The sequence below is a fragment of the Nonomuraea sp. NPDC003804 genome, assembly GCF_040610675.1.
GTDB lineage: Bacteria > Actinomycetota > Actinomycetes > Streptosporangiales > Streptosporangiaceae > Nonomuraea.
The window spans coordinates 226110-245111 of record NZ_JBEXMT010000002.1 but is presented as its reverse complement, the minus strand read 5'-3'; the positions used below and the strand labels follow the sequence as shown (position 1 = coordinate 245111).

General features: G+C 70.9%; 16 protein-coding genes. 13 read left to right on the top strand and 3 right to left on the bottom strand.

Translation table 11 applies throughout. The features are described 5' to 3' along the window. The first annotated feature begins 107 nt into the window (after positions 1 to 107). Positions 108 to 1760: a fumarate hydratase gene (locus ABZX22_RS03400; protein WP_354905719.1), complete on the top strand. Its 1653-nt coding sequence runs from the start codon at positions 108 to 110 to the stop codon at positions 1758 to 1760. A 196-nt stretch (positions 1761 to 1956) separates the two neighbouring features. Here the strand turns inward: ABZX22_RS03400 and ABZX22_RS03395 are convergent, their stop codons facing one another. Beyond that, positions 1957 to 2145, bottom strand: coding sequence for a DUF5999 family protein (locus tag ABZX22_RS03395; protein WP_354905977.1), 189 nt, complete (start codon positions 2143 to 2145; stop codon positions 1957 to 1959). Positions 2146 to 2596: 451 nt separating this feature from the next. On the opposite strand from ABZX22_RS03395, the gene ABZX22_RS03390 reads away from it, so the two are divergent. The 9 genes from ABZX22_RS03390 (at position 2597) to ABZX22_RS03350 (ending at position 13374) form a co-directional block, all read left to right on the top strand. After that, complete coding sequence (locus ABZX22_RS03390; RefSeq protein WP_354905717.1) at positions 2597 to 3205, top strand: superoxide dismutase; 609 nt, start codon at positions 2597 to 2599, stop codon at positions 3203 to 3205. Positions 3206 to 3275: 70 nt separating this feature from the next. After that, positions 3276 to 4367, top strand: a complete 1092-nt coding sequence (locus ABZX22_RS03385) for a serine/threonine-protein kinase (protein ID WP_354905715.1) — start codon at positions 3276 to 3278, stop codon at positions 4365 to 4367. 35 nt (positions 4368 to 4402) lie between these two features. After that, the gene (locus tag ABZX22_RS03380; RefSeq protein ID WP_354905714.1) at positions 4403 to 6103 is read left to right on the top strand and encodes a protein kinase; all 1701 of its coding nucleotides are present in this window, start codon (positions 4403 to 4405) and stop codon (positions 6101 to 6103) included. 44 nt (positions 6104 to 6147) lie between these two features. Then, positions 6148 to 7536: a class II fumarate hydratase gene (locus ABZX22_RS03375; RefSeq protein ID WP_354905713.1), complete on the top strand. Its 1389-nt coding sequence runs from the start codon at positions 6148 to 6150 to the stop codon at positions 7534 to 7536. Between the two features lie 438 nt (positions 7537 to 7974). Beyond that, the gene (locus ABZX22_RS03370; protein WP_354905712.1) at positions 7975 to 8364 is read left to right on the top strand and encodes a hypothetical protein; all 390 of its coding nucleotides are present in this window, start codon (positions 7975 to 7977) and stop codon (positions 8362 to 8364) included. A 66-nt stretch (positions 8365 to 8430) separates the two neighbouring features. Continuing rightward, entirely contained in the window at positions 8431 to 9183 is a 753-nt protein-coding gene (locus tag ABZX22_RS03365; RefSeq protein WP_354905711.1) for a 3-hydroxybutyrate dehydrogenase, read from the top strand. Next, positions 9168 to 10997: a helix-turn-helix domain-containing protein gene (locus tag ABZX22_RS03360; RefSeq protein ID WP_354905709.1), complete on the top strand. Its 1830-nt coding sequence runs from the start codon at positions 9168 to 9170 to the stop codon at positions 10995 to 10997. The genes ABZX22_RS03365 and ABZX22_RS03360 overlap by 16 nt, the downstream gene beginning before the upstream one ends. Positions 10998 to 11104: 107 nt before the next feature. Beyond that, entirely contained in the window at positions 11105 to 12379 is a 1275-nt protein-coding gene (locus tag ABZX22_RS03355; protein WP_354905708.1) for an MFS transporter, read from the top strand. Further along, a complete protein-coding gene (locus ABZX22_RS03350) occupies positions 12376 to 13374 on the top strand; it encodes an alpha/beta hydrolase (RefSeq protein WP_354905706.1) in 999 nt (332 codons plus the stop codon). Before ABZX22_RS03355 ends, ABZX22_RS03350 begins: the two co-directional genes overlap by 4 nt. Here the strand turns inward: ABZX22_RS03350 and ABZX22_RS03345 are convergent. Beyond that, complete coding sequence (locus tag ABZX22_RS03345; protein ID WP_354905705.1) at positions 13359 to 15344, bottom strand: glycosyltransferase; 1986 nt, start codon at positions 15342 to 15344, stop codon at positions 13359 to 13361. The two genes, ABZX22_RS03350 and ABZX22_RS03345, sit on opposite strands and share 16 nt — an antisense overlap. A 60-nt stretch (positions 15345 to 15404) precedes the next feature. Then, positions 15405 to 16124, bottom strand: a complete 720-nt coding sequence (locus tag ABZX22_RS03340; protein WP_354905703.1) for a lytic transglycosylase domain-containing protein — start codon at positions 16122 to 16124, stop codon at positions 15405 to 15407. Positions 16125 to 16378: 254 nt separating this feature from the next. Here ABZX22_RS03340 and ABZX22_RS03335 point away from each other — a divergent pair, with 254 nt between their 5' ends. Genes ABZX22_RS03335 through ABZX22_RS03325 form a run of 3 tightly spaced genes read left to right on the top strand, consistent with a single transcriptional unit; the run spans position 16379 to position 19001 of the window. Beyond that, positions 16379 to 17053 (top strand): response regulator transcription factor, encoded by a 675-nt coding sequence (locus ABZX22_RS03335; protein ID WP_354905702.1) that lies wholly within the window; start codon positions 16379 to 16381, stop codon positions 17051 to 17053. Beyond that, a complete protein-coding gene (locus tag ABZX22_RS03330; protein ID WP_354905699.1) occupies positions 17050 to 18471 on the top strand; it encodes a HAMP domain-containing sensor histidine kinase in 1422 nt (473 codons plus the stop codon). The genes ABZX22_RS03335 and ABZX22_RS03330 overlap by 4 nt, the downstream gene beginning before the upstream one ends. Beyond that, positions 18468 to 19001, top strand: coding sequence for a hypothetical protein (locus ABZX22_RS03325; protein WP_354905697.1), 534 nt, complete (start codon positions 18468 to 18470; stop codon positions 18999 to 19001). The genes ABZX22_RS03330 and ABZX22_RS03325 overlap by 4 nt, the downstream gene beginning before the upstream one ends. Position 19002 lies beyond the last annotated feature (1 nt).

Sequence of the window (19002 nt, the reverse complement as noted above, 5' to 3'; positions counted from 1 at the left end):
ACCCCATAAATCGGAAAAATCCGTTATGGGATGCCTCTGGTGACCGGTGGTTCTTCCTCGCACGCGCCAAGCCGTACCCTCTAGGAGGACCGAAAGGATCGAGGGACATGCCCGAGTTCGACTACACCGACCTGCTTCCGCTTGGCGCCGACGACACCGAGTATCGGCTGATCACCAGCGAGGGGGTGCGGAAGGTCGAGGCTGCGGGACGCAGCTTCCTGGAGGTCGACCCGGAGGCGTTGCGGCTGCTCACCGAGACCGCCGTCCACGACATCTCGCACTTCCTGCGCGCCGGCCACCTGGCCCAGCTACGGAAGATCATTGACGATCCCGAGTCGAGCGGCAACGACCGGTTCGTCGCGCTCGACCTGCTCAAGAACGCCTCCATCTCCGCCGGCGGCGTGCTGCCCATGTGCCAGGACACCGGCACGGCGATCGTGATGGGCAAGCGCGGCCGCCACGTGCTGACCGACGGCCGCGACGCCGAGGCGATCGCGCGCGGCGTCTACGACGCCTACACCAAGCTCAACCTGCGCTACTCCCAGATGGCTCCGCTCACCATGTGGGAGGAGAAGAACACCGGCACCAACCTGCCGGCCCAGATCGAGCTGTACGCCGAGGACCCCCACGGCCACGCCGACGAGTACAAGCTGCTGTTCATGGCCAAGGGCGGCGGCTCGGCCAACAAGTCGTTCCTCTACCAGGAGACCAAGGCCGTCCTCAACGAGAAGCGCATGCTGGCCTTCCTCGAGGAGAAGATCCGCTCGCTCGGCACCGCGGCGTGCCCGCCGTACCACCTGGCCGTGGTCATCGGCGGCACCAGCGCCGAGTACGCGCTGAAGACCGCCAAGTACGCCAGCGCCCGCTACCTCGACTCGATCCCGACCGAGGGCGCGGCCTCCGGCCACGGCTTCCGCGACCTGGAGATGGAGCAGAAGGTCTTCGAGCTGACCCAGAAGCTCGGCATCGGCGCGCAGTTCGGCGGCAAGTACTTCTGCCACGACGTCCGCGTCATCCGCCTGCCACGGCACGGCGCCTCGTGCCCGGTGGCCATCGCCGTCTCCTGCTCGGCCGACCGGCAGGCCCTCGCCAAGATCACGCCCGAGGGCGTCTTCCTGGAGAAGCTGGAGACCGATCCGGCCCGCTTCCTGCCCGAGACGACCGACGAGCACCTGTCCGACGACGTGGTGAAGATCGACCTCAACCGGCCCATGCCGGAGATCCTCGCCGAGCTGACCAGGTACCCGGTCAAGACGCGCCTGTCGCTCACCGGGCCGCTGGTGGTGGCGCGTGACATCGCGCACGCCAAGATCGCCGAGCTGCTCGACGCCGGCGGCGAGATGCCGGCCTACCTGAAGGACCACGCCGTCTACTACGCCGGTCCGGCCAAGACCCCCACGGGCTACGCCTCGGGCTCCTTCGGCCCCACGACCGCCGGCCGCATGGACTCCTACGTCGAGCGTTTCCAGGCCGCGGGCGGGTCCATGGTCATGCTGGCCAAGGGCAACAGGTCCAAGCAGGTCACCGAGGCGTGCCAGAAGTACGGCGGCTTCTACCTCGGCTCCATCGGCGGCCCCGCCGCCCGCCTGGCGCAGGACTGCATCAAGAAGGTCGAGGTCCTGGAGTACCCGGAGCTGGGCATGGAGGCGGTCTGGAAGATCGAGGTCGAGGACTTCCCCGCCTTCATCGTCGTCGACGACAAGGGTGACGACTTCTTCACCGACAAGACAGGGCCCGTGCTGTCCATCGGCCGGCGCTGAGGCGCCCTCATACGGCTCTCCCGCGTCCCGCGCGGGAGGGCCTCGGCGCCTTCAACGACGTACGGCATGCCGGGCGGTGCCCTCAGGACGGTGGGTGGTGCGCCAGGTGTGAGCGGCGTCGGGGGTGCGCCCTCTCGGACGGGTGACGGCTCACCGCGGTGTGGCCGGTCTCGGACGACCGCACCTGCGGGATGAGTCAGGCGGCGACCAGGCCGCGGTGGGGTGCGATGACGGTGCCGTCGGGGAGCAGCAGGCCGGTGTCCTCGAACAGGACCACACCGTTGCACAGCAGGCTCCATCCCTGGTCGGGGTGGGCTGCGATCACGTGCGAGGCTTCACGGTCGGCTGCGTCGGCGGCCGGGCAAGCGGGTGAGTGACTGCACATCATGTACCTCTCAGATGACTCTCCTGATCCTTCATGTGGTGGGCCTCGTTGCCCTGGTAGGTCCCCGGCGCGCTGGAGATCGTCTCTTTTCTCCCCCAACGCCTCCGAGGTCCCGCCTAGTTCCGGTGAACCCGTCTACTTTCATCATGACGCTCGACGCTGACAGTTTCGACGCGTTTTGCGGTAGTGAGGTTCACGGATTCAGCGTGCGTCAGGGCGCTGACGAACAGCTTGCAATCCGCTGACGCGACCACGATCGAGAGAGTCAAGCCACCTGCACGTGGGCGGGCGGGGCGGCCCCGCCCGCCGCACGCAGGGACCTAACTGATACCGCCATCATGAAGTAGTTGCGAATGATTCGCAAGAAGCGGAGTCCTAAGTCTCTGGACTGATGCAGGTGCGAACTCTTTGCAATAGTGTCGGGAGGGCGTTGATCACCTGGAGGTGGATCATGGGTGCCTACACCCTTCCTGACATGCCCTACGACTACGCGGCACTGGAGCCCGCGATCACGGGCGAGATCCTCGAACTGCACCACGCCAAGCACCACGCCGCCTACGTGAAGGGCGCCAACGACACGCTGGAGCAGCTGGCCGAGGCCCGCGACAAGGGCCAGTTCGGCGGTCTGGTCGGCCTGGAGAAGACCTTCGCCTTCCACCTGTCGGGCCACGTGCTGCACTCGATCTTCTGGGAGAACCTGTCCCCCGACGGCGGCGACCGCCCCGACGGCGCGCTGCGCGACGCGATCGACGAGCACTTCGGCACCTTCGAGGCCTTCCAGAAGCAGCTGAGCGCCGCCACCACCGGCGTACAGGGCTCCGGGTGGGGTGTGCTGGCCTACGAGCCGCTCGGCGGGCGCCTGGTGGTGGAGCAGGTCTACGACCACCACGGCAACGTCGGCATGAACACCACGCCGCTGCTGGTCTTCGACGCCTGGGAGCACGCCTACTACCTGCAGTACCGCAACGTGCGTCCCGACTACGTGGAGAGGCTGTGGGACCTGGTGAACTGGAACGATGTCGCCAAGAGGTTTGCTGACGTGACGAGTCAGGCGGCTTGACCGAAGTTCGCAACTTTTTATCGGCCCGGCCTCTACTGGTCGGTTTCCGCAAATAGGTAAGCTGCCTGCCATGCGTGCGCCGTCCGGTTACCTCCTTGCCGCGCGCTATCGGCTTTTGGAGCCGGTCGGCCGCGGCGGCATGGGCACGGTTTGGCGAGCGCACGATGAGTTGCTCGACCGTTACGTAGCGGTCAAGGAAGTGCGCCTGCCGACGGTCCTCGACGAGGAGTTGCGCGCCGAGCTCTGTGCCCGCACCGAGCGTGAGGGCAGAGCCACGGCGATGGTCGCGCACCCCTCGGTGATCACCGTCTTCGACGTCGTCACCGAGGACGAACGGCCGTGGATCGTGATGGAGCTGCTCCAGGCCAGGTCCCTGGAGCAGCTCATCATGCAGGAGGGCCCGCTGCCGCCGCGCAGGGCCGCGGAGATCGGCAGGCAGGTGCTCGGCGCGCTGCGGGCCGTCCACGCCAAAGGCATCCTCCACCGCGACGTGAAGCCCAGCAACGTCCTGGTCACCGACGAGCGGGCGGTGCTCACCGACTTCGGCCTGGCGGCCATGGAGGGCGACGCCTCCATCACCCAGGCGGGCATCGTGCTCGGTTCGGCCGGCTACATCGCCCCCGAACGCGTGCTGGGTGCGAAGGCCAGCCCTGCGGCCGACCTGTGGTCGCTCGGCGCGACCCTCTACACCGCGGTCGAGGGCAGGGGCCTGCACGGCAGGCGTACGGCGGCCGCGGCGCTGGCCGCGCTCACCAGCGGGGAGCCCATCCCCATGGTCAAGGCGGGACCGCTGGCGCCCGTGCTCGACGCCCTGCTGAGGATCGACCCCGCCACCCGGCTCGACTCGGTGCGCGCCTCGCTCATGCTGGCCCGCGTCGCGGCCGGGGGCGCGGCGGAGGACCCGCTGGCCACCAGGAGCAGGATCCCCCGCCCAGGCCCGGCCCGCCGGCCCACGCATCGCGGCCTGCACCGGGCGGAGACGACCGCGCCGACCCCGGTGGTGCCGCTCCCCAGGGGCCACCGCAGACCGGGCGAGGGCGTGCACAGGAAGGTCGTCGAGCAGCGCCCCAACCCGTCCGGCTATGCCCGATTCATGGCCACTTTGATAAAGGTGTTCCTCCCACGACGCTGGTGGCCGCGCGAACTTCGCAAGCGCGGGTAAAGCGTTCTCCAAGCGGGAATAGATATCTTCTTCTCATGCCGGAACAGCAGAAGCGCCTGCTCGCGGAACGCTACGAGCTGATCACCCCGATCGGCAGAGGGACGATGGGGACCGTGTGGCGGGCCCACGACCGTGCCCTCGGCCGCGAGGTGGCGATCAAGGAGATCCGCCAGGACCCGGGGCTCACCGACGAGCAGCGCGCCGAACTGCGCGAGCGCATGGTCCGCGAGGGCCGCACCGCCGCGCGGATCAGCCACCCGTCCGTGGCCTCCATCCACGACGTCCTCATCCAGGACAACAGTCCGTGGATCATCATGGAACTGGTCGAGGCCCGCTCCATGGAACAGGTCATCGAGGAGGAGGGTCCGCTGCCGCCCCGGCTGGTGGCCGAGATCGGCGTCGACCTGCTGGGCGCGCTGCGCGCCGCCCACGCGCAGGGCGTCACGCACCGCGACGTCAAGCCGGGCAACGTACTGATCACCGAGAACGGCCGGGTCGTCCTGACCGACTTCGGCATCGCCAAGGTCGAGGGCGACACCCGCCTGACCAAGACCGGCATGGTGATCGGCTCCCCCGGCTACACGGCGCCGGAACGGGCGCGCGGCGAGTACACCGGGCCGGAGTCGGACATCTGGTCGCTCGGCGCGACCCTGTACTTCGCCGTGGAGGGCAGGCCGGCCTACGAGCGCGCGACCGTGGCCGAGACGCTGGCCGCGCTGATGACCGAGAGCGCCGACCCGCCCACGCAGGCGGGGGCGCTGCGCCCGGTGCTCGAGGGGATGCTGCACAAGGATCACCGCCAGCGCCTGACCGCGGCCAAGACCGAGACCCTGCTGCGGATGGTGGCCGACACCCCGAGCAACGACATCCCGCAGGTGATGGAGGAGTTCGACCCCGACAGGACGATGGCCGTGCAGCGGCCCAAGCCCGCCCGTCCCCAGCCGGCCGAGCCGGTGGACGAGGGGGCCGTCGTCACCTCGAGGCTGTCCATCCCGGTGCGTGCCGACAAGCCGGTCTTCCCGCCGCCCGGCGCCGCCGGCCCGCACGGCGAGCCAGGCGCGCCTGGAGCGTTCTCGGGGACGGCCGGGGCCGGGCAGCAGGGGCGGGGCGCGTTCGCGGGACCGGTGGCGCCGGAGGGCAGGGGCGCCTTCGCGGCACCGGCCGCCCAGGGCGGTCCCGGCACGCCTGCCGCCCAGGGCGGCTCTGGGCAGCAGGGTCCCGGTGGCCCCGCCGCTCCCGGCCCGCGCCCCGGCCAGGCCGCCCACGGCCCCGGACAGGGACCAGGGCAGGCTCCCGGGCAGGGACCAGGACAGAGACCCGGGCAGGGGCACAGCCAGGGACACAGCCAGGGACCCGGGCAGGGGCCAGGCGGGCAGGGCGATTGGAGGCAGGGGCCGGGCGGCCAGGGCTCGGGTCCCGGGCAGGGGCCTGGTCCGGGTCATGGTGGTCCGGGTCATGGTGGTCCGGGGGTTCCCGGATACGCGGGCCCGCCGGGTGCCGCGCCGTACAACGGCATGCCTCCCGGGCCGGGCGGCGTGGCCGTACCGGCTCGTCCCGGTGGGCACGGGACCGACCACCCCGACCGGCAGCCGGGGCTGGGCACCGACCTGTTCGCGATCGCGGGCACGCCGGCGCCCCAGCCGGAGGCCAACAGGGCGGGCGTCCTCGTCCTCATCGGCGTCGCCATCGTGGCGCTGGCCGTGATCGCCATCCTGGTCATCGCCGCCATCTCCTGACCCCGGCATGTCGTGCTCGATCTGGATCGCACAGACTTGGACACATGAGTGAATTCCGGATCGAGCACGACTCCATGGGTGAGGTCCGCGTCCCCGTCGACGCCCACTGGCGCGCCCAGACCCAGCGAGCCGTGGAGAACTTCCCCATCTCGGGTCGCCGCCTGGAGCCCTCTCACATCGCCGCCCTCGGCCTGATCAAAGCGGTGGCCGCCGAGGTCAACGCCGAGCTCGGAGTCCTCGACAAGGATCTGGCCGAGGCCATCGCCCAGGCCGCCGCCGACGTGGCGGAGAACGAGTACGACGAGCACTTCCCCATCGACGTGTTCCAGACCGGCTCGGGCACCTCGTCGAACATGAACACCAACGAGGTCGTCGCCACGCTGGCGCAGGCGCGGCTCGGCCGTCCGGTGCATCCGAACGACCACGTCAACGCCTCACAGTCGTCCAACGACGTCTTCCCCACCTCGATCCGCGTGGCCGCCGCCACCGAGGTCGTCTTCCACCTGGTGCCCTCGCTGCAGCACCTGGCCACCGCCCTGCGGGCCAAGGCGACGGAGTTCGCGCAGACCGTGAAGTCGGGCAGGACCCACCTCATGGACGCCACCCCCGTGACGCTCGGCCAGGAGTTCGGCGGCTACGCCGCCCAGATCGAGCACGGCGTCACCCGCGTCCAGTCGGCCCTCGCCCACGTGGTGGAGCTCCCGCTCGGCGGCACCGCCGTCGGCACCGGCATCAACACCCCTCCCGGTTTCGCCGCCAAGGCGATCGAGAAGCTCAGCCAGGCGACCGGCATCACGTTCGTCGAGGCCCCTGACCACTTCGAGGCCCAGAGCAGCCAGGACGCGATCGTCGAGCTCTCCGGCCAGCTGAAGGTCGTCGCCGTCTCCCTCAACAAGATCGCAAACGATCTGCGGTGGATGGGCTCGGGACCGCGGGCCGGGCTCGGTGAGATCAACCTGCCCGACCTCCAGCCCGGCTCCTCGATCATGCCGGGGAAGGTCAACCCGGTGATCCCCGAGGCCGCGGCCATGGTGGCGGCCCAGGTCATCGGCAACGACGCCGCCATCACCTTCGCGGGCGCCTCGGGCAACTTCGAGCTGAACGTCATGCTGCCCCTGATCGGCAGGAACGTCCTGGAGTCGATCCGCCTGCTCGCCAACGTCTCCCGCCTGCTGGCCGACCGGTGCGTGTCCGGGATCACCGCCAACACCGAGCGGCTGCGCGAGTACGCCGAGTCCTCCCCCTCGATCGTCACCCCGCTCAACCGTCACGTCGGCTACGAGGAGGCCGCCAAGATCGCCAAGCAGGCGCTGGCGGAGCGCAAGACGATCCGCGAGGTGGTCATCGAGCGCGGCCACGTCGCCAACGGCACCATCTCCGAGGCCGAGCTGGACGCGCTGCTCGACGTGCTGTCGATGACCGGGCCCTCTTGAGGGACGGCGGGACCGCCCCACCCGCGGGTCCCCGTGACCCGGCGCGGGGTAAAGGTATTTCCCGGCAAATCCCAACGTTCTCCCCGGCCTGCGATAACGATTCGCCAACGCCGCCATCCGATCCCCCCATCACGTCGTCAGAGGAAGGCATCGACCCTCTGGCGAAAGGCAGGACGCCCCCGTGCAACAACCGGATTGCGTTTCGCGCGGGAGCGAGGGCGGCACCGGCGACCGGGGTATCGATGCCGGTGGTTCCGCCTCGCGTCCGCGGGGCGCCGAGGGAGGCGGTGTGGGCACCCCAGGACTGCACAGGTCCGCGCAGCGCGGCCCGCCGAGGCGGCATGAGGTTCCGAGCTTCGACACCATCCCCTGAAGGAGCGAAAGGAGGAGTGGCGCCGCCCTGGCCGTGGCGGTGCCACCAACCAGATGAAGATCCTGATGCTTCGCCTCATGCAGGCCATGCGCCACGCCAGGGCCAAGGACCTGACGAGGCACCTGTCGGCGACGCCGCTCGAACACATCTACGCCCGGTTCGGGCGTGACATCCTCGCCCAGGCCGCCCAGGACCGCGCGCTCTCCGACGCCATCGCGCGGGAGGTCGCCGAGATCGACAGGTCACTGGAGGAGGAGGGCGTGGATCCCACCCCCGTCGAGCTGCGCTCCTTCCTCATGGGCTACGGCCAGGGCGTCATCGACTCCGCGGTGATCCGGCCCGACCTGGTCGCCAAGGACACCAGCTGCGGCAGCGTCTACCCCAGCTCGGTGGTGAAGCTGGGCGCGCTGAGCCAGAAGGCGTTCGCGGGCGGCCTCATCAAGATGTCCACATAGTGCCGCGAAAAGGTATGTGGGCGGCCTCCATGTGCCGTCGGCGGAGGAGGGTCTAGGGTCCGAGGCATGACCGACGAGCTGACCGGGCGGACCGCCCTGGTGACGGGGGCGGGTAGCGGGATCGGCAGGGCGTGCGCCGTCCGGCTGGCGGCCGCAGGCGCCAGGGTGCTGGTCGTGGACATGTCGCGGGAGTCCGCGGAGCGCGTGGCGAAGCAGACCGGCGGCGTCGCCGTCGTCGCCGACCTGTCCGACTCCCGCTTCCTGGACGCGCTGCCCGACGAGCCCGTGCACATCCTGGTGAACAACGCGGGCTTCCAGCACGTGGCGCCGATCGAGGAGTTCCCTCCGGAGATCTTCTCCAAGATCGTCAAGGTCATGCTGGAGGCCCCGTTCCTGCTGGCCAGCCGGGTGCTGCCGGGCATGTACGCCGCAGGCTGGGGCAGGATCGTCAACATCTCCTCCGTCCACGGCCTGCGGGCCTCGCCGTACAAGGCGGCGTACGTGGCCGCCAAGCACGGACTCGAAGGACTGTCGAAGGTGATCGCGTTGGAGGGGGCGGCCAAGGGCGTGACCTCCACCTGCGTCAACCCCGGCTACGTGCGCACCGAGCTGGTGGAGAGGCAGATCGCCGCCCAGGCCGCCTCGCACGGCATCCCGGAGTCCGAGGTCGTGGAGCAGATCATGCTCGCCCCCGCCGCGATCAAGCGCCTGATCGAGCCCGAGGAGGTCGCCGAGCTGGTCGCCTACCTGTGCGGGCCCGCCGGGTCGTTCGTCACCGGAGTCTCCCTCCCCGTGGACGGCGGATGGACGGCTCGCTAGCGTTCCTCGATCTGCTGGCCCGTGAGGCGCCGGCGGTCGAGTTCGAGGGCCCGATACTCAAGGCCAGGGCCGAGGGCGCCGGCCCGCGGACGCTCGAGGAGCTCGAGGAGGCCAAGCTGGCGGCGCTCAAGGTCCGCGCCCTGCTGCGGCGCAGGGCCAGGCGCGAGGCCGAGCTGAGCGCGCTCTACGACACCGCGGGCGACCTGGCCGGGCTGCGCGACCTCGACGCCGTGCTGGAGGCGATCGTCCACCGGGCCAGGCAGCTGCTGGGCACCGACACGGCCTACATGACGCTGCACGACCCCGAACGCGGCGACACCTACATGCGGGTCACCGACGGCTCGATCTCGGCCGCCTTCCGCTCGCTCAGGCTCGCGATGGGCGCGGGGCTGGGCGGCCTGGTGGCGCAGACGGCGACGCCGTACTCCACGGCCGACTACTTCGCCGACGCGCGCTTCCGCCACACCACCGACATCGACGAGGCGGTCAAGGAGGAGGGCCTGGTGGCCATCCTCGGCGTGCCACTGCGCCTCGGGCAGCGGGTGATCGGCGTGCTGATGGCGGCCAACCGCAGCGCGCGGCCGTTCGCGCAGGAGGAGGTGGCGCTGCTGGCCAGCCTGGCGGCGCACGCCGCGGTCGCGATCGACAACGCGCGGCTGCTGCAGGAGACGCGCAACGCCCTGGAGGAGCTGTCCCACGCGCACCGGACCGCCAGGGAGCACAGCGACGCGGTGGAGCGCGCGGCGCTGGCCCACGACAGGATGACCTCGCTCGTGCTTCGCGGCGGCGGCATCGAGGACGTGGCGGCCGTGGTGACGGAGGTGCTCGGCGGCACGCTGGCCGTTCTCGACGAGACGGGACGGCCGCTGGTCGGCGAGGTGGAGCAGGGTGTCCTCGACGCGGCGGTGCCGGGCAGGACCGTGCGCAGGGGCGACCTCATGGTCACCGCCAGCGCGCCGCTGTGCACGCTGGTGCTGCGCAGCGACCCGCACCACAGGGACGCCGCCGACGAGCGCATCCTCGAACGCGCGGCGCTGGTCTGCGCCTTGCTGCTGCTGTTCCGCAGGAGCGTGGCCGAGGCGGAGGGCAGGGTACGCGGCGAGCTGCTCGACGACCTGATCTCCCGGGCCGCCGAGGATCCCCAGGGGCTGACCGACCGCGCCCGCAGGCTCGGCGTCGACCTGGCCGCGCCGCACGTGGTCGTGGTGGCCAGGCACGAGGGGCAGCGCGAGCGGGCCGCCTTCTGGGCCTCCTCGCAGGCCACGCTCTCCGGCGGGCTGGCCGCCGCGCGCGGCCAGGAGGTGGTGCTGCTGCTGCCCGGCACCGATCCGGGCGCGCTGGCGCAGCGCGTCGCCGCGGAGCTGACCGTCTCGCTCGGCTCGTCCGCCACGGCGGGCGCGACCGGCCCGATCAGCGACCCGACGCAGGTCCCGCGCGCCCACAGGGAGGCGCTGCGCTGCGCCGAGTCGCTGCTGGCCCTCGGCCGGGCCGGCGGCGGCGCGAGCGCCGCCGAGCTCGGCTTCGTCGGGCTGCTCATCGGCGAGGGCCGCGACGTGGGCGCCTTCGTCACCGGCACGCTCGGGCCCGTCGTCGACTACGACGAGCGCAGGGGCACGGCGCTGCTGAAGACGCTCGCCGCCTACTTCGGCTCGGGCGGCTCCCCCTCTCGCACGGCCGAGGTCATGCACATCCACGTCAACACCGTCACCCAGCGCCTGGACCGCGTCGCCCAGCTCCTCGGCGACGGCTGGCAGGAGCCGGAGCGGGCGCTGGAGATCCAGCTGGCGCTCCGCCTGCACCGCCTCAGCGGCTGACCCACATACCACCCCCGCCGAGTATGGGGCGCGCGCCCATATGAGTGATGCCGGTCACTCCTTACCGTGAGCAACAACCCCCCACTCCCCCAGACAGGCGAAAGCTCATGAGCATCAAAAAGATCGTGGCCGCGAGCCTGATCGGCACCACCATCGAGTGGTACGACTTCTTCCTGTACGGCTCGGCCGCGGCCCTCGTGTTCAACACGCTGTTCTTCCCCGAGTCCGACCCGCTGACCGGCACCCTGCTGGCCTTCCTCACCTACGCCGTCGGCTTCGTCGCCCGCCCCCTCGGCGGCCTGGTCTTCGGCCACTTCGGCGACCGGCTCGGCCGCAAGACGCTGCTGGTCATCAGCCTGCTCATGATGGGCATCGCGACCTTCCTGATCGGCTGCCTGCCCACCCACGCCGCCATCGGCGCGGGCGCGCCGGTGCTGCTGACCGCGCTGCGCCTGGTGCAGGGCTTCGCGCTCGGCGGCGAGTGGGGCGGCGCGGTCCTCATCGTCTCCGAGCACGGCGACTCCAGCCGCCGGGGCTTCTGGGCCTCGTGGCCGCAGGCCGGCGCGCCGGGCGGCAACCTGCTGGCCACCGGCGTGCTCGCGCTGCTGGCGGCCTTCCAGTCCGACGAGGCGTTCCTGTCCTGGGGTTGGCGGGTGCCGTTCCTGCTGTCGGGCGTGCTGGTGCTGATCGGGCTGTGGATCCGGCTGTCCATCAGCGAGTCGCCGGTCTTCCAGCAGGCCCCGCCCCTGGAGGACAAGACGCCGCTCGCGGCCGTGCTCAAGTACCACTGGCGGGACGTGCTGATCGCCATCGGCGCCCGCATGGCCGAGAACATCTCGTTCTACTTGATCACCGTGTTCGTCATCACCTACGGCACGACCGTCGTGAAGCTGGACAAGCCGACCATCCTGAACGCCGTGCTCATCGCCTCGGCGATCCACTTCGTCACCATCCCGCTGTGGGGCGCGCTGTCGGACCGCGTCGGCCGCCGCCCGATGTATCTGGTGGGCGCGGCGGGCGTCGGCGTGTGGATCTTCGCCTTCTTCCCGCTCATCAACACCGGCGGCTTCCTGGCCATCACGCTGGCGGTGACCGTGGGCCTGCTGTTCCACGGCATGATGTACGGCCCGCAGGCCGCCTTCTTCTCCGAGCTGTTCGGCACCAGGATGCGCTACACCGGCGTGTCGATCGGCGCGCAGCTGTCGGCCATCGTGGCGGGCGCGCTGGCCCCGATCATCGCCGTCAAGCTGCTCCAGGACTTCGGCACCTGGGTGCCGATCGCCGTCTACCTGGCCGCAGCCGCGGCCCTTACGCTGTTCGCCGTCTACGCCGCCCGTGAAACGCAGGGCAGCGACCTGGCGGAAGGAAAGGTCGTCGCATGAAGGTCACCACCGCACGGCTCACCCACAACGTCCTGACCGGACCGCGCGACGAGGGCGAGCCCGTGCTGTTCGTCCACGGCAACGTCTCGTCGGCGGCCTTCTGGCGCGACAGCCTGGCCGCCCTGCCGCAGCCGTACCGGCCGCTGGCGGTGGACCTGCGCGGCTTCGGCGACAGCGATCCCGCGCCGGTCGACGCGACGCGCGGCCTGCGCGACTTCTCCGACGACCTGGCCGAGCTGATCGAGGCCATGGGGCTGGGCCCGGTGCACCTCGTCGGCTGGAGCATGGGCGGCGGCATCATCCTGCAGCTCCTGCGTGACCGGCCGGCGATGGTCCGCTCGCTCACCCTGGTCAACCCCGTCTCCCCGTACGGCTACAGCGGCACGGAGGGCGCCGAGGGCCTGCTCACCCACGCCGACGGCACCGGGTCGGGCGCGGGCGCCGCGAACCCGGACTTCGTCGCCAGGCTCGCCGCGGGCGACCTGTCGGACGAGGCGCCCACCTCGCCCCGCGTGGTCTTCCGCTCGGCCTACGTCGCCAAGCCGGTCGCCGACGAGGACTTCTACGTGGCCTCGATGCTGTCCACCAGGGTCGGCGAGGACAACTACCCGGGTGACGCCGTGACGTCCGAGGCCTGGCCGGGCGTGCGTCCGGGCACCCGCGGCGTGCTCAACGCCCTGGCCCCGGTCCACTTCCGCATCGACGACCTGCACACCGTCGACCCCAAGCCGCCCATCCTGTGGATCAGGGGCGCCGACGACGTGATCGTCGCCGACGGCTCGCCGTTCGACCTGGCCCACCTCGGGCAGCTCGGTGTCGTGCCCGGCTCGCCCGGCACCCCGGCGCAGCCCATGGTCGCCCAGACCAGGGCGGCGCTGGAACGCTACGGCGACTACCGCGAGGTCGTGCTGGCCGACTGCGGCCACAGCCCCCACATCGAACAGCCCGAGGAGTTCCGCGGGCATCTCGTGGAGCACCTTCAGTCGCGCAGGTAACGGTGCCTGCCCGCCCGTGCCAGCCGTACGGCGTGCCGTGCGCCTGGCACGCGACGGGCCAGCCTGCGCAGCAGCGTGTCGCCGCCCATGGGGTCGCGCGGGAGTTCGACGGGCGCGGTCGGCGTGACCTGGATCCTGCCGCCGCGCACCTCCAGCGCGAAACGCAGCCCCGTCTCCTGCTCGTCGGTGCGCAGCGACGACGTCCACCTCCCTGGGCCGATCTGGTCCTTGCCGGGCAGCCGGGCCATGGGCACCTTCGCGATCAGCTGCCCCGCGGTCTTGCCGGGTAGCCCGGGCTCGACCAGCGCGGGCACGCTGACCTCCCGCTTGCGGCGGCCGGTGCCGCGCAGCACGAGCTCCATGGCGGGCCCGCCGCTCGGCGGCACGTACGGCACCGGCACCACCACGTAGACGTGGCCCTCCCGCCTGGTGACCGTCGTGCCGCGGGAGACGAGCGCGATCGAGTCGGCGAACGTCCGCGGCTCGATGCACAGGCTGAGCTCGCCCTCGTCGCTCCAGCACGGCACGATCAGGCGCCGCCGCGGCCGCTCGGCCAGCACGCCCAGGCAGGTGGACGGTTGCCCGTCGGCGTGCCTGACCCTGGCCGACGCGCGGTGCGCCCCGCCGTACATCCTGACGTGGACCGCCCAGAGGCCGGACGGCAACGCCTCGCCGAGCGCGGCGGTGGCGACGTCCAGACGCGCCTGCCCGTGCACCTGGACCCTGACCCTGCCGTGTTCCCTGATGCGCACGACCTCGCAGACCACCGGGACGAAGTAGACGTCGCCGGTCTTGTCGTGCTTGACGTAGACCTCGATGTGGGCCCGTTCGACGGCCTCGGTGACGTCCGTGACCGAGTCGGGCAGCAGCGTCTGGTCGACCGAGCCGGGCGGACGCCAGTACAGCCGGCCCTCCTCCTCGCGGAATCTCGCGGGCTCGTCGGCGGAGGTGTGGATCTCCACCTCGAGGCCGAGCTCCAGCACCTCGTCCGACCAGCGCACGTCGCCCAGTTCGGCCCACAGCTCGGCGCGCCGCGACTCGTTGGCGAAGCTGACGAGCTGGTCCAGGCGGCCCGCGCGCATCATGGACGCGACGGCGCGCAGGTGGACGGGCAGGTAGCGGTCCAGCCGCTCGGGGAACCGCTCCAGTATCAGTTCCCTGAACATCGTGAAGATGAGGCCCCTGTCGACGGACGACCCGGCGAACCTGGGGCTGAGGAACGGCCGCAGCACCATCGAGCGGAACCAGAAGGCGTAGATCCGGTCGCGCTGCCGCCCCTCCTCCGTGCCGCTGTCGATGACGTCGAGCAGCGCGCGTAGCTCGGTGAGCACGACCGGGGGGTCGTCCGGCTCCTCCCGCTGCTCGCCCAGGTGGCAGCACACCTCGTCGGCCAGTACGGCGATGACCTTGGCCCGCAGGTAGGCGGCGAGCGAGAAGGCCTGCTCGGCCACCTTCCCCCCGGACACGGCGAAGCCGAGCCGTTCCTCCTCGAGGAAGGCCCTGCGGTAGAGCTTGTGCGGGGTGAGCAGGGTGAGCAGCCTGTCGCGCAGGATGTCGGCCCGCTCCCGGTTGGCCTCGAAGGCGACCATCGGCGGCCCGTCGTCCCTGACGAGCCGGCCGACCAGCACGTCGGCCTCCGTCTCGACGGCGCGCGCGTGCATCAGCGCCAGGGCGTCGCGCTCCAGCCGGTCGGCCTGGTCGAGCAGGTAGACGTAATCGCCCCTGGCGCTGGCCATGCCCACGTTACGGCCGCGCATGGCCGAGCCCGTGCGCGGCAGGTGCAGGACGCGCACGTTGCGCCGCACGGAGGCGACCGTGTCGAGCCGCTCGGCGGTGCCGTCCGTGGAGCCGTCGTCCACGAAGATCACTTCGTACTGGTCCTGCGGCAGCGTCTGCTCGAGCACCGAGCGGATGCACGCGTCGGCTGTATCGCCTGGATTGTGGACATTCACGATCACGCTGACCTTCACACGGTCAGCGTGAGCCGTCCGGTCAGCCGCGGCGAGCAGGCTTGCCCATCACTGGGAGTGTCAGTACCAGCCCGTTGCCGTGGAATGGCCCCACGCGCCACAGGGTGTGCCGTACCGACCCTTGATGTAACCCAGACCCCACTTGATCTGGGTGGCGGCATTGGTCTGCCAGTCGGCGCCCGCGCTGGCCATCTTGCTGCCCGGCAGCGACTGCGGGATGCCGTAGGCGCCGGAGTAGCGGTTCATGGCGCGCTCGTTCCAGCCGCTTTCCTTCTGCCAGAGCTTCTCCAGGCAGCCCCACTGGTCGGCGCCGAAACCGAAGCCCGCCAGCATCTCCTTGGCGACGGCCTTGTTGCTGCCCGGCGAGGGGGTGCTGCCAGGCGGGAAGTTGGCCGCGGGAATGCCGTTGCCGCCGGGACCCTGCTCGGCCACCTCGATCGGGTTGAGCTTGGGCTTGCCCTTGCGGCTGGCGGCGAGCTGGTCCTTGCGCATGGCGCTGACCGCCGCCTCCTTGAGGACGTCGGCGCTGGGGTCGGGGGCGAAGGGGTCGCCGCCGAGCAGGCCGTTCAGCTCCGGCAGGGAGAGCGGGGCCTGGGGCGGGGCCGTGGCGTTCTGGTAGGCGGTGTAGGCGGTGTAACCGCCGCCGCCGAGAACGACGACGAGTGTGAGCCCGATGATCACAGCGCGCTTGGCCGACTGCTTGGGGGAACGTGGCGGGCGGCGGCGACCGCGGGGCACCTCGGGCGCGGGGTGCTCGCTCAACTGCGGACCTGGGTTCACGACCTATGAGCTTGCCCTGACTTGGGGGGTGCTGCGCAACCCGAACGTGGCATTCGGTTGGAGTTCCCTTGACCAACCAGGACTTTTCGGATCATGTGATTTTCGTCACACAGAAGAGGGTCCGCCCCTCGCACCCCCGTGCCGAGGGGAGGTCCCCCCTCAGGCTGCCTGGTGTTCTTTGTAGTCTTGTGCGTGGCGTGTCACAGTTTCATGACACGGAACGCATCTCCCCAAGTCGGAAGAATAATGTGCGCGTGGCAGGAATCCTCCTCGTCGAAGACGACCCCTCCGTTCGGACCGCGCTCGAGCTGGCACTGACCCGCCAAGGTCATTCCGTCACCTCCTACGCGACCGGCGAGGAGGCACTCGACCACGTCAGGTCGCGCCGGCCCGAGATCGCCATCCTCGACGTCATGCTCCCCGGCATCGACGGCGTCGAGGTGTGCCGGCGTATCCGCAAGCTCGACCAGTTGCCCGTCATCATTCTCACAGCCAGGGGCGACGACCTCGACGTGGTCGTCGGCCTGGAGGCGGGCGCCGACGACTACGTGGTCAAGCCGGTCGAGCCGCGCGTGCTCGACGCGCGCATCAGGGCGATCCTGCGCAGGGCCGAGTCGGCCACCTCCGACCGCATCACCTTCGGCGACCTGGTCGTCGACAGGGGCGCGCTCAAGGTCAGCCTGGCGGGCAAGGAGATCCACCTCACGCCCACCGAGCTGCGGCTGCTGCTGGAGCTGGTCCGCCATCCCGGCCAGGTGCTCAACCGGCGCTACCTGCTGCGCGCGGTCTGGGACCACACCCACGTGGCCGACTCCCGCCTGGTCGACGCCTGCGTCCAGCGGGTGCGCGCGAAGATCGAGCCCAGGCCCGCCGAGCCGACGTTCATCCACACCGTGCGGGGATTCGGCTACCGGTTCAGCCCGCCGTGATCGCGTTTCTCACCGGCCTGCGCGGCCGGCTCGTCATCACCTTCACCCTCGTCGCCGTCGCCGCCTCCGCCCTGGTCGCGGGCATCGGCTTCGGGCTGGCCAAGGGCGCGCTGATCGAGAGGACCACCAGGAACGCCGTCGACGACCTCACCAAGGACCTGCGGCGCATCGACTTCGCCGTCGGCGAGCTGCGCCCCGGCGAGGTGCCGCCGAGCGGCGAGGAGCTGAACAACCTCGCCAACGCCCTGTCCGGGCCCGACCGCCACGCGCTCCTGGAGTACCAGGGCCTCTACTACCGCGACGAGACGGGCGCGTTCGGCCCCGACGACGTGTCGGGAGAGCTGCGCGGCCAGGCGCTGCGCAAGCTGGTCAGCCAGCGCAGGATCATCGACGGCGAGCTGTGGCTCGTCCTCGGCACGCAGGTCTACCGCGCCGGGACCGACGACGTCCCCAGGCCGACCGGGCTGCTGGTCTACGAGTACGTGTCGCTGGCCGAGGAGGAGCGGACGCTGTCCAACCTCAGGGACGCCTTCGCCCAGGCCGGCGCCATCACCCTGCTGATCGCGCTGACCGTGGCCCTGGTGTCGGCCAGGCACGTGCTGCTTCCCGTGGGCAGGCTCAGCGCGGCCGCCCAGGCGCTCGGCCGCGGCCGGCTGGACACGCGGCTGCCGGTCCGGGGCAAGGACGAACTGTCGGAGCTGACGGCGCACTTCAACGACGCCGCCGCGGCGCTGGAGCTGAGCGTCTCGGAGCTGCGCGCGCTGGAGGCCATGTCACGCAGGTTCGTCGCCGACGTCTCCCACGAGCTGCGCACCCCGCTCACCGCGATGACCGCGGTGGCCGACATGCTCGCGGAGGAGGCCGACCGCCTGCCCGAGCAGCCCGCGAAGGCCGTCAGGCTGGTGCTGTCGGAGATGGAGCGGCTGAGGGAGCTGGTGGAGCACCTGATCGAGGTCAGCAGGTTCGACGCGGGAACGGCCACGCTGGCGCTGGAGTCCGTCGACGTCGCCGACGCCATCAGCGACAGCCTGGAGGTGCGCGGCTGGAGCGAGCGGGTCAGCGTGCAGGCACCCACCGGAGCCGTCGTCAACCTCGACCCCCGCAGGTTCGACGTCATCGTCGCCAACCTGGTGGGCAACGCCCTCAAACACGGTGGCCCGCCGGTGCTGGTCACCGCCCGCAGCACGATGAACGGGCTGGAGGTGAAGGTGCGCGACCACGGCGACGGCATCCCCGCCGAGGCCATCCCGCACGTCTTCGACCGCTTCTTCAAGGCGGGCACGGGCCGCGTCCGCAGCCAGGGCAGCGGGCTCGGCCTGTCCATCGCGCGGGCCAACGCCCAGCTGCACGGCGGCACGATCTCGGTGCGCGCGCAGCGCCCCGGCACCCTCTTCACGGTCTGGCTGCCGCACGCATGAGACGCGCCTGGATCCTGCTGGCCGCCCTGCTGACGCTCACCGGGTGCGGCATCACGCCCACCCCGGTCACCGTCCTCACCTCGGCGCCCGTGATCAGCACCGAGCCGATCTGGGCCAAGGTCTACCTCATCAAGAAGGGCCGCCTGGCGCTGCAGGAGGTCAGGGTCGCCAGCAAGACCCCAGAAGACCTGATGCGCACGCTCATGGACCTCGCCAACCATCCCGTCGAGTCCGGCCAGGACACCGACCTGTACGGCATGCGCTACCAGGCCGTGGACGCCGAGCCCATCGGCCAGCGGACCCAGCGCATGGACCCGGACAACAAGAGCCTCGTCCTCTACGTCACCCTCACCGGCGAGCGGGAGCTGAGCCGGGCGGCGCTCGCCCAGATCGTCTGCACCGCGCGGCTGCGCCCCGAGATCGCCAAGGTTCAGGTCAACATCACCAGGACCGTGTCGGCTTCGTCGACCACGGGAAGGCGCACCTGCGCGGAGTTCCACGACCTGACCCCCGCGGGTGCGCCCTCCTGAT

What these genes read in the sequence shown, in the direction of transcription:
- ABZX22_RS03325 (WP_354905697.1), top strand. Translation starts at nt 18,468, where the DNA reads ATGAGACGCGCCTGGATCCTGCTGGCCGCCCTGCTGACGCTCACCGGG.
- ABZX22_RS03375 (WP_354905713.1), top strand. Translation starts at nt 6,148, where the DNA reads ATGAGTGAATTCCGGATCGAGCACGACTCCATGGGTGAGGTCCGCGTC.
- ABZX22_RS03380 (WP_354905714.1), top strand. Translation starts at nt 4,403, where the DNA reads ATGCCGGAACAGCAGAAGCGCCTGCTCGCGGAACGCTACGAGCTGATC.
- ABZX22_RS03355 (WP_354905708.1), top strand. Translation starts at nt 11,105, where the DNA reads ATGAGCATCAAAAAGATCGTGGCCGCGAGCCTGATCGGCACCACCATC.
- ABZX22_RS03350 (WP_354905706.1), top strand. Translation starts at nt 12,376, where the DNA reads ATGAAGGTCACCACCGCACGGCTCACCCACAACGTCCTGACCGGACCG.
- ABZX22_RS03360 (WP_354905709.1), top strand. Translation starts at nt 9,168, where the DNA reads ATGGACGGCTCGCTAGCGTTCCTCGATCTGCTGGCCCGTGAGGCGCCG.
- ABZX22_RS03400 (WP_354905719.1), top strand. Translation starts at nt 108, where the DNA reads ATGCCCGAGTTCGACTACACCGACCTGCTTCCGCTTGGCGCCGACGAC.
- ABZX22_RS03390 (WP_354905717.1), top strand. Translation starts at nt 2,597, where the DNA reads ATGGGTGCCTACACCCTTCCTGACATGCCCTACGACTACGCGGCACTG.
- ABZX22_RS03385 (WP_354905715.1), top strand. Translation starts at nt 3,276, where the DNA reads ATGCGTGCGCCGTCCGGTTACCTCCTTGCCGCGCGCTATCGGCTTTTG.
- ABZX22_RS03365 (WP_354905711.1), top strand. Translation starts at nt 8,431, where the DNA reads ATGACCGACGAGCTGACCGGGCGGACCGCCCTGGTGACGGGGGCGGGT.
- ABZX22_RS03395 (WP_354905977.1), bottom strand. Translation starts at nt 2,145, where the DNA reads ATGTGCAGTCACTCACCCGCTTGCCCGGCCGCCGACGCAGCCGACCGT.
- ABZX22_RS03370 (WP_354905712.1), top strand. Translation starts at nt 7,975, where the DNA reads ATGCTTCGCCTCATGCAGGCCATGCGCCACGCCAGGGCCAAGGACCTG.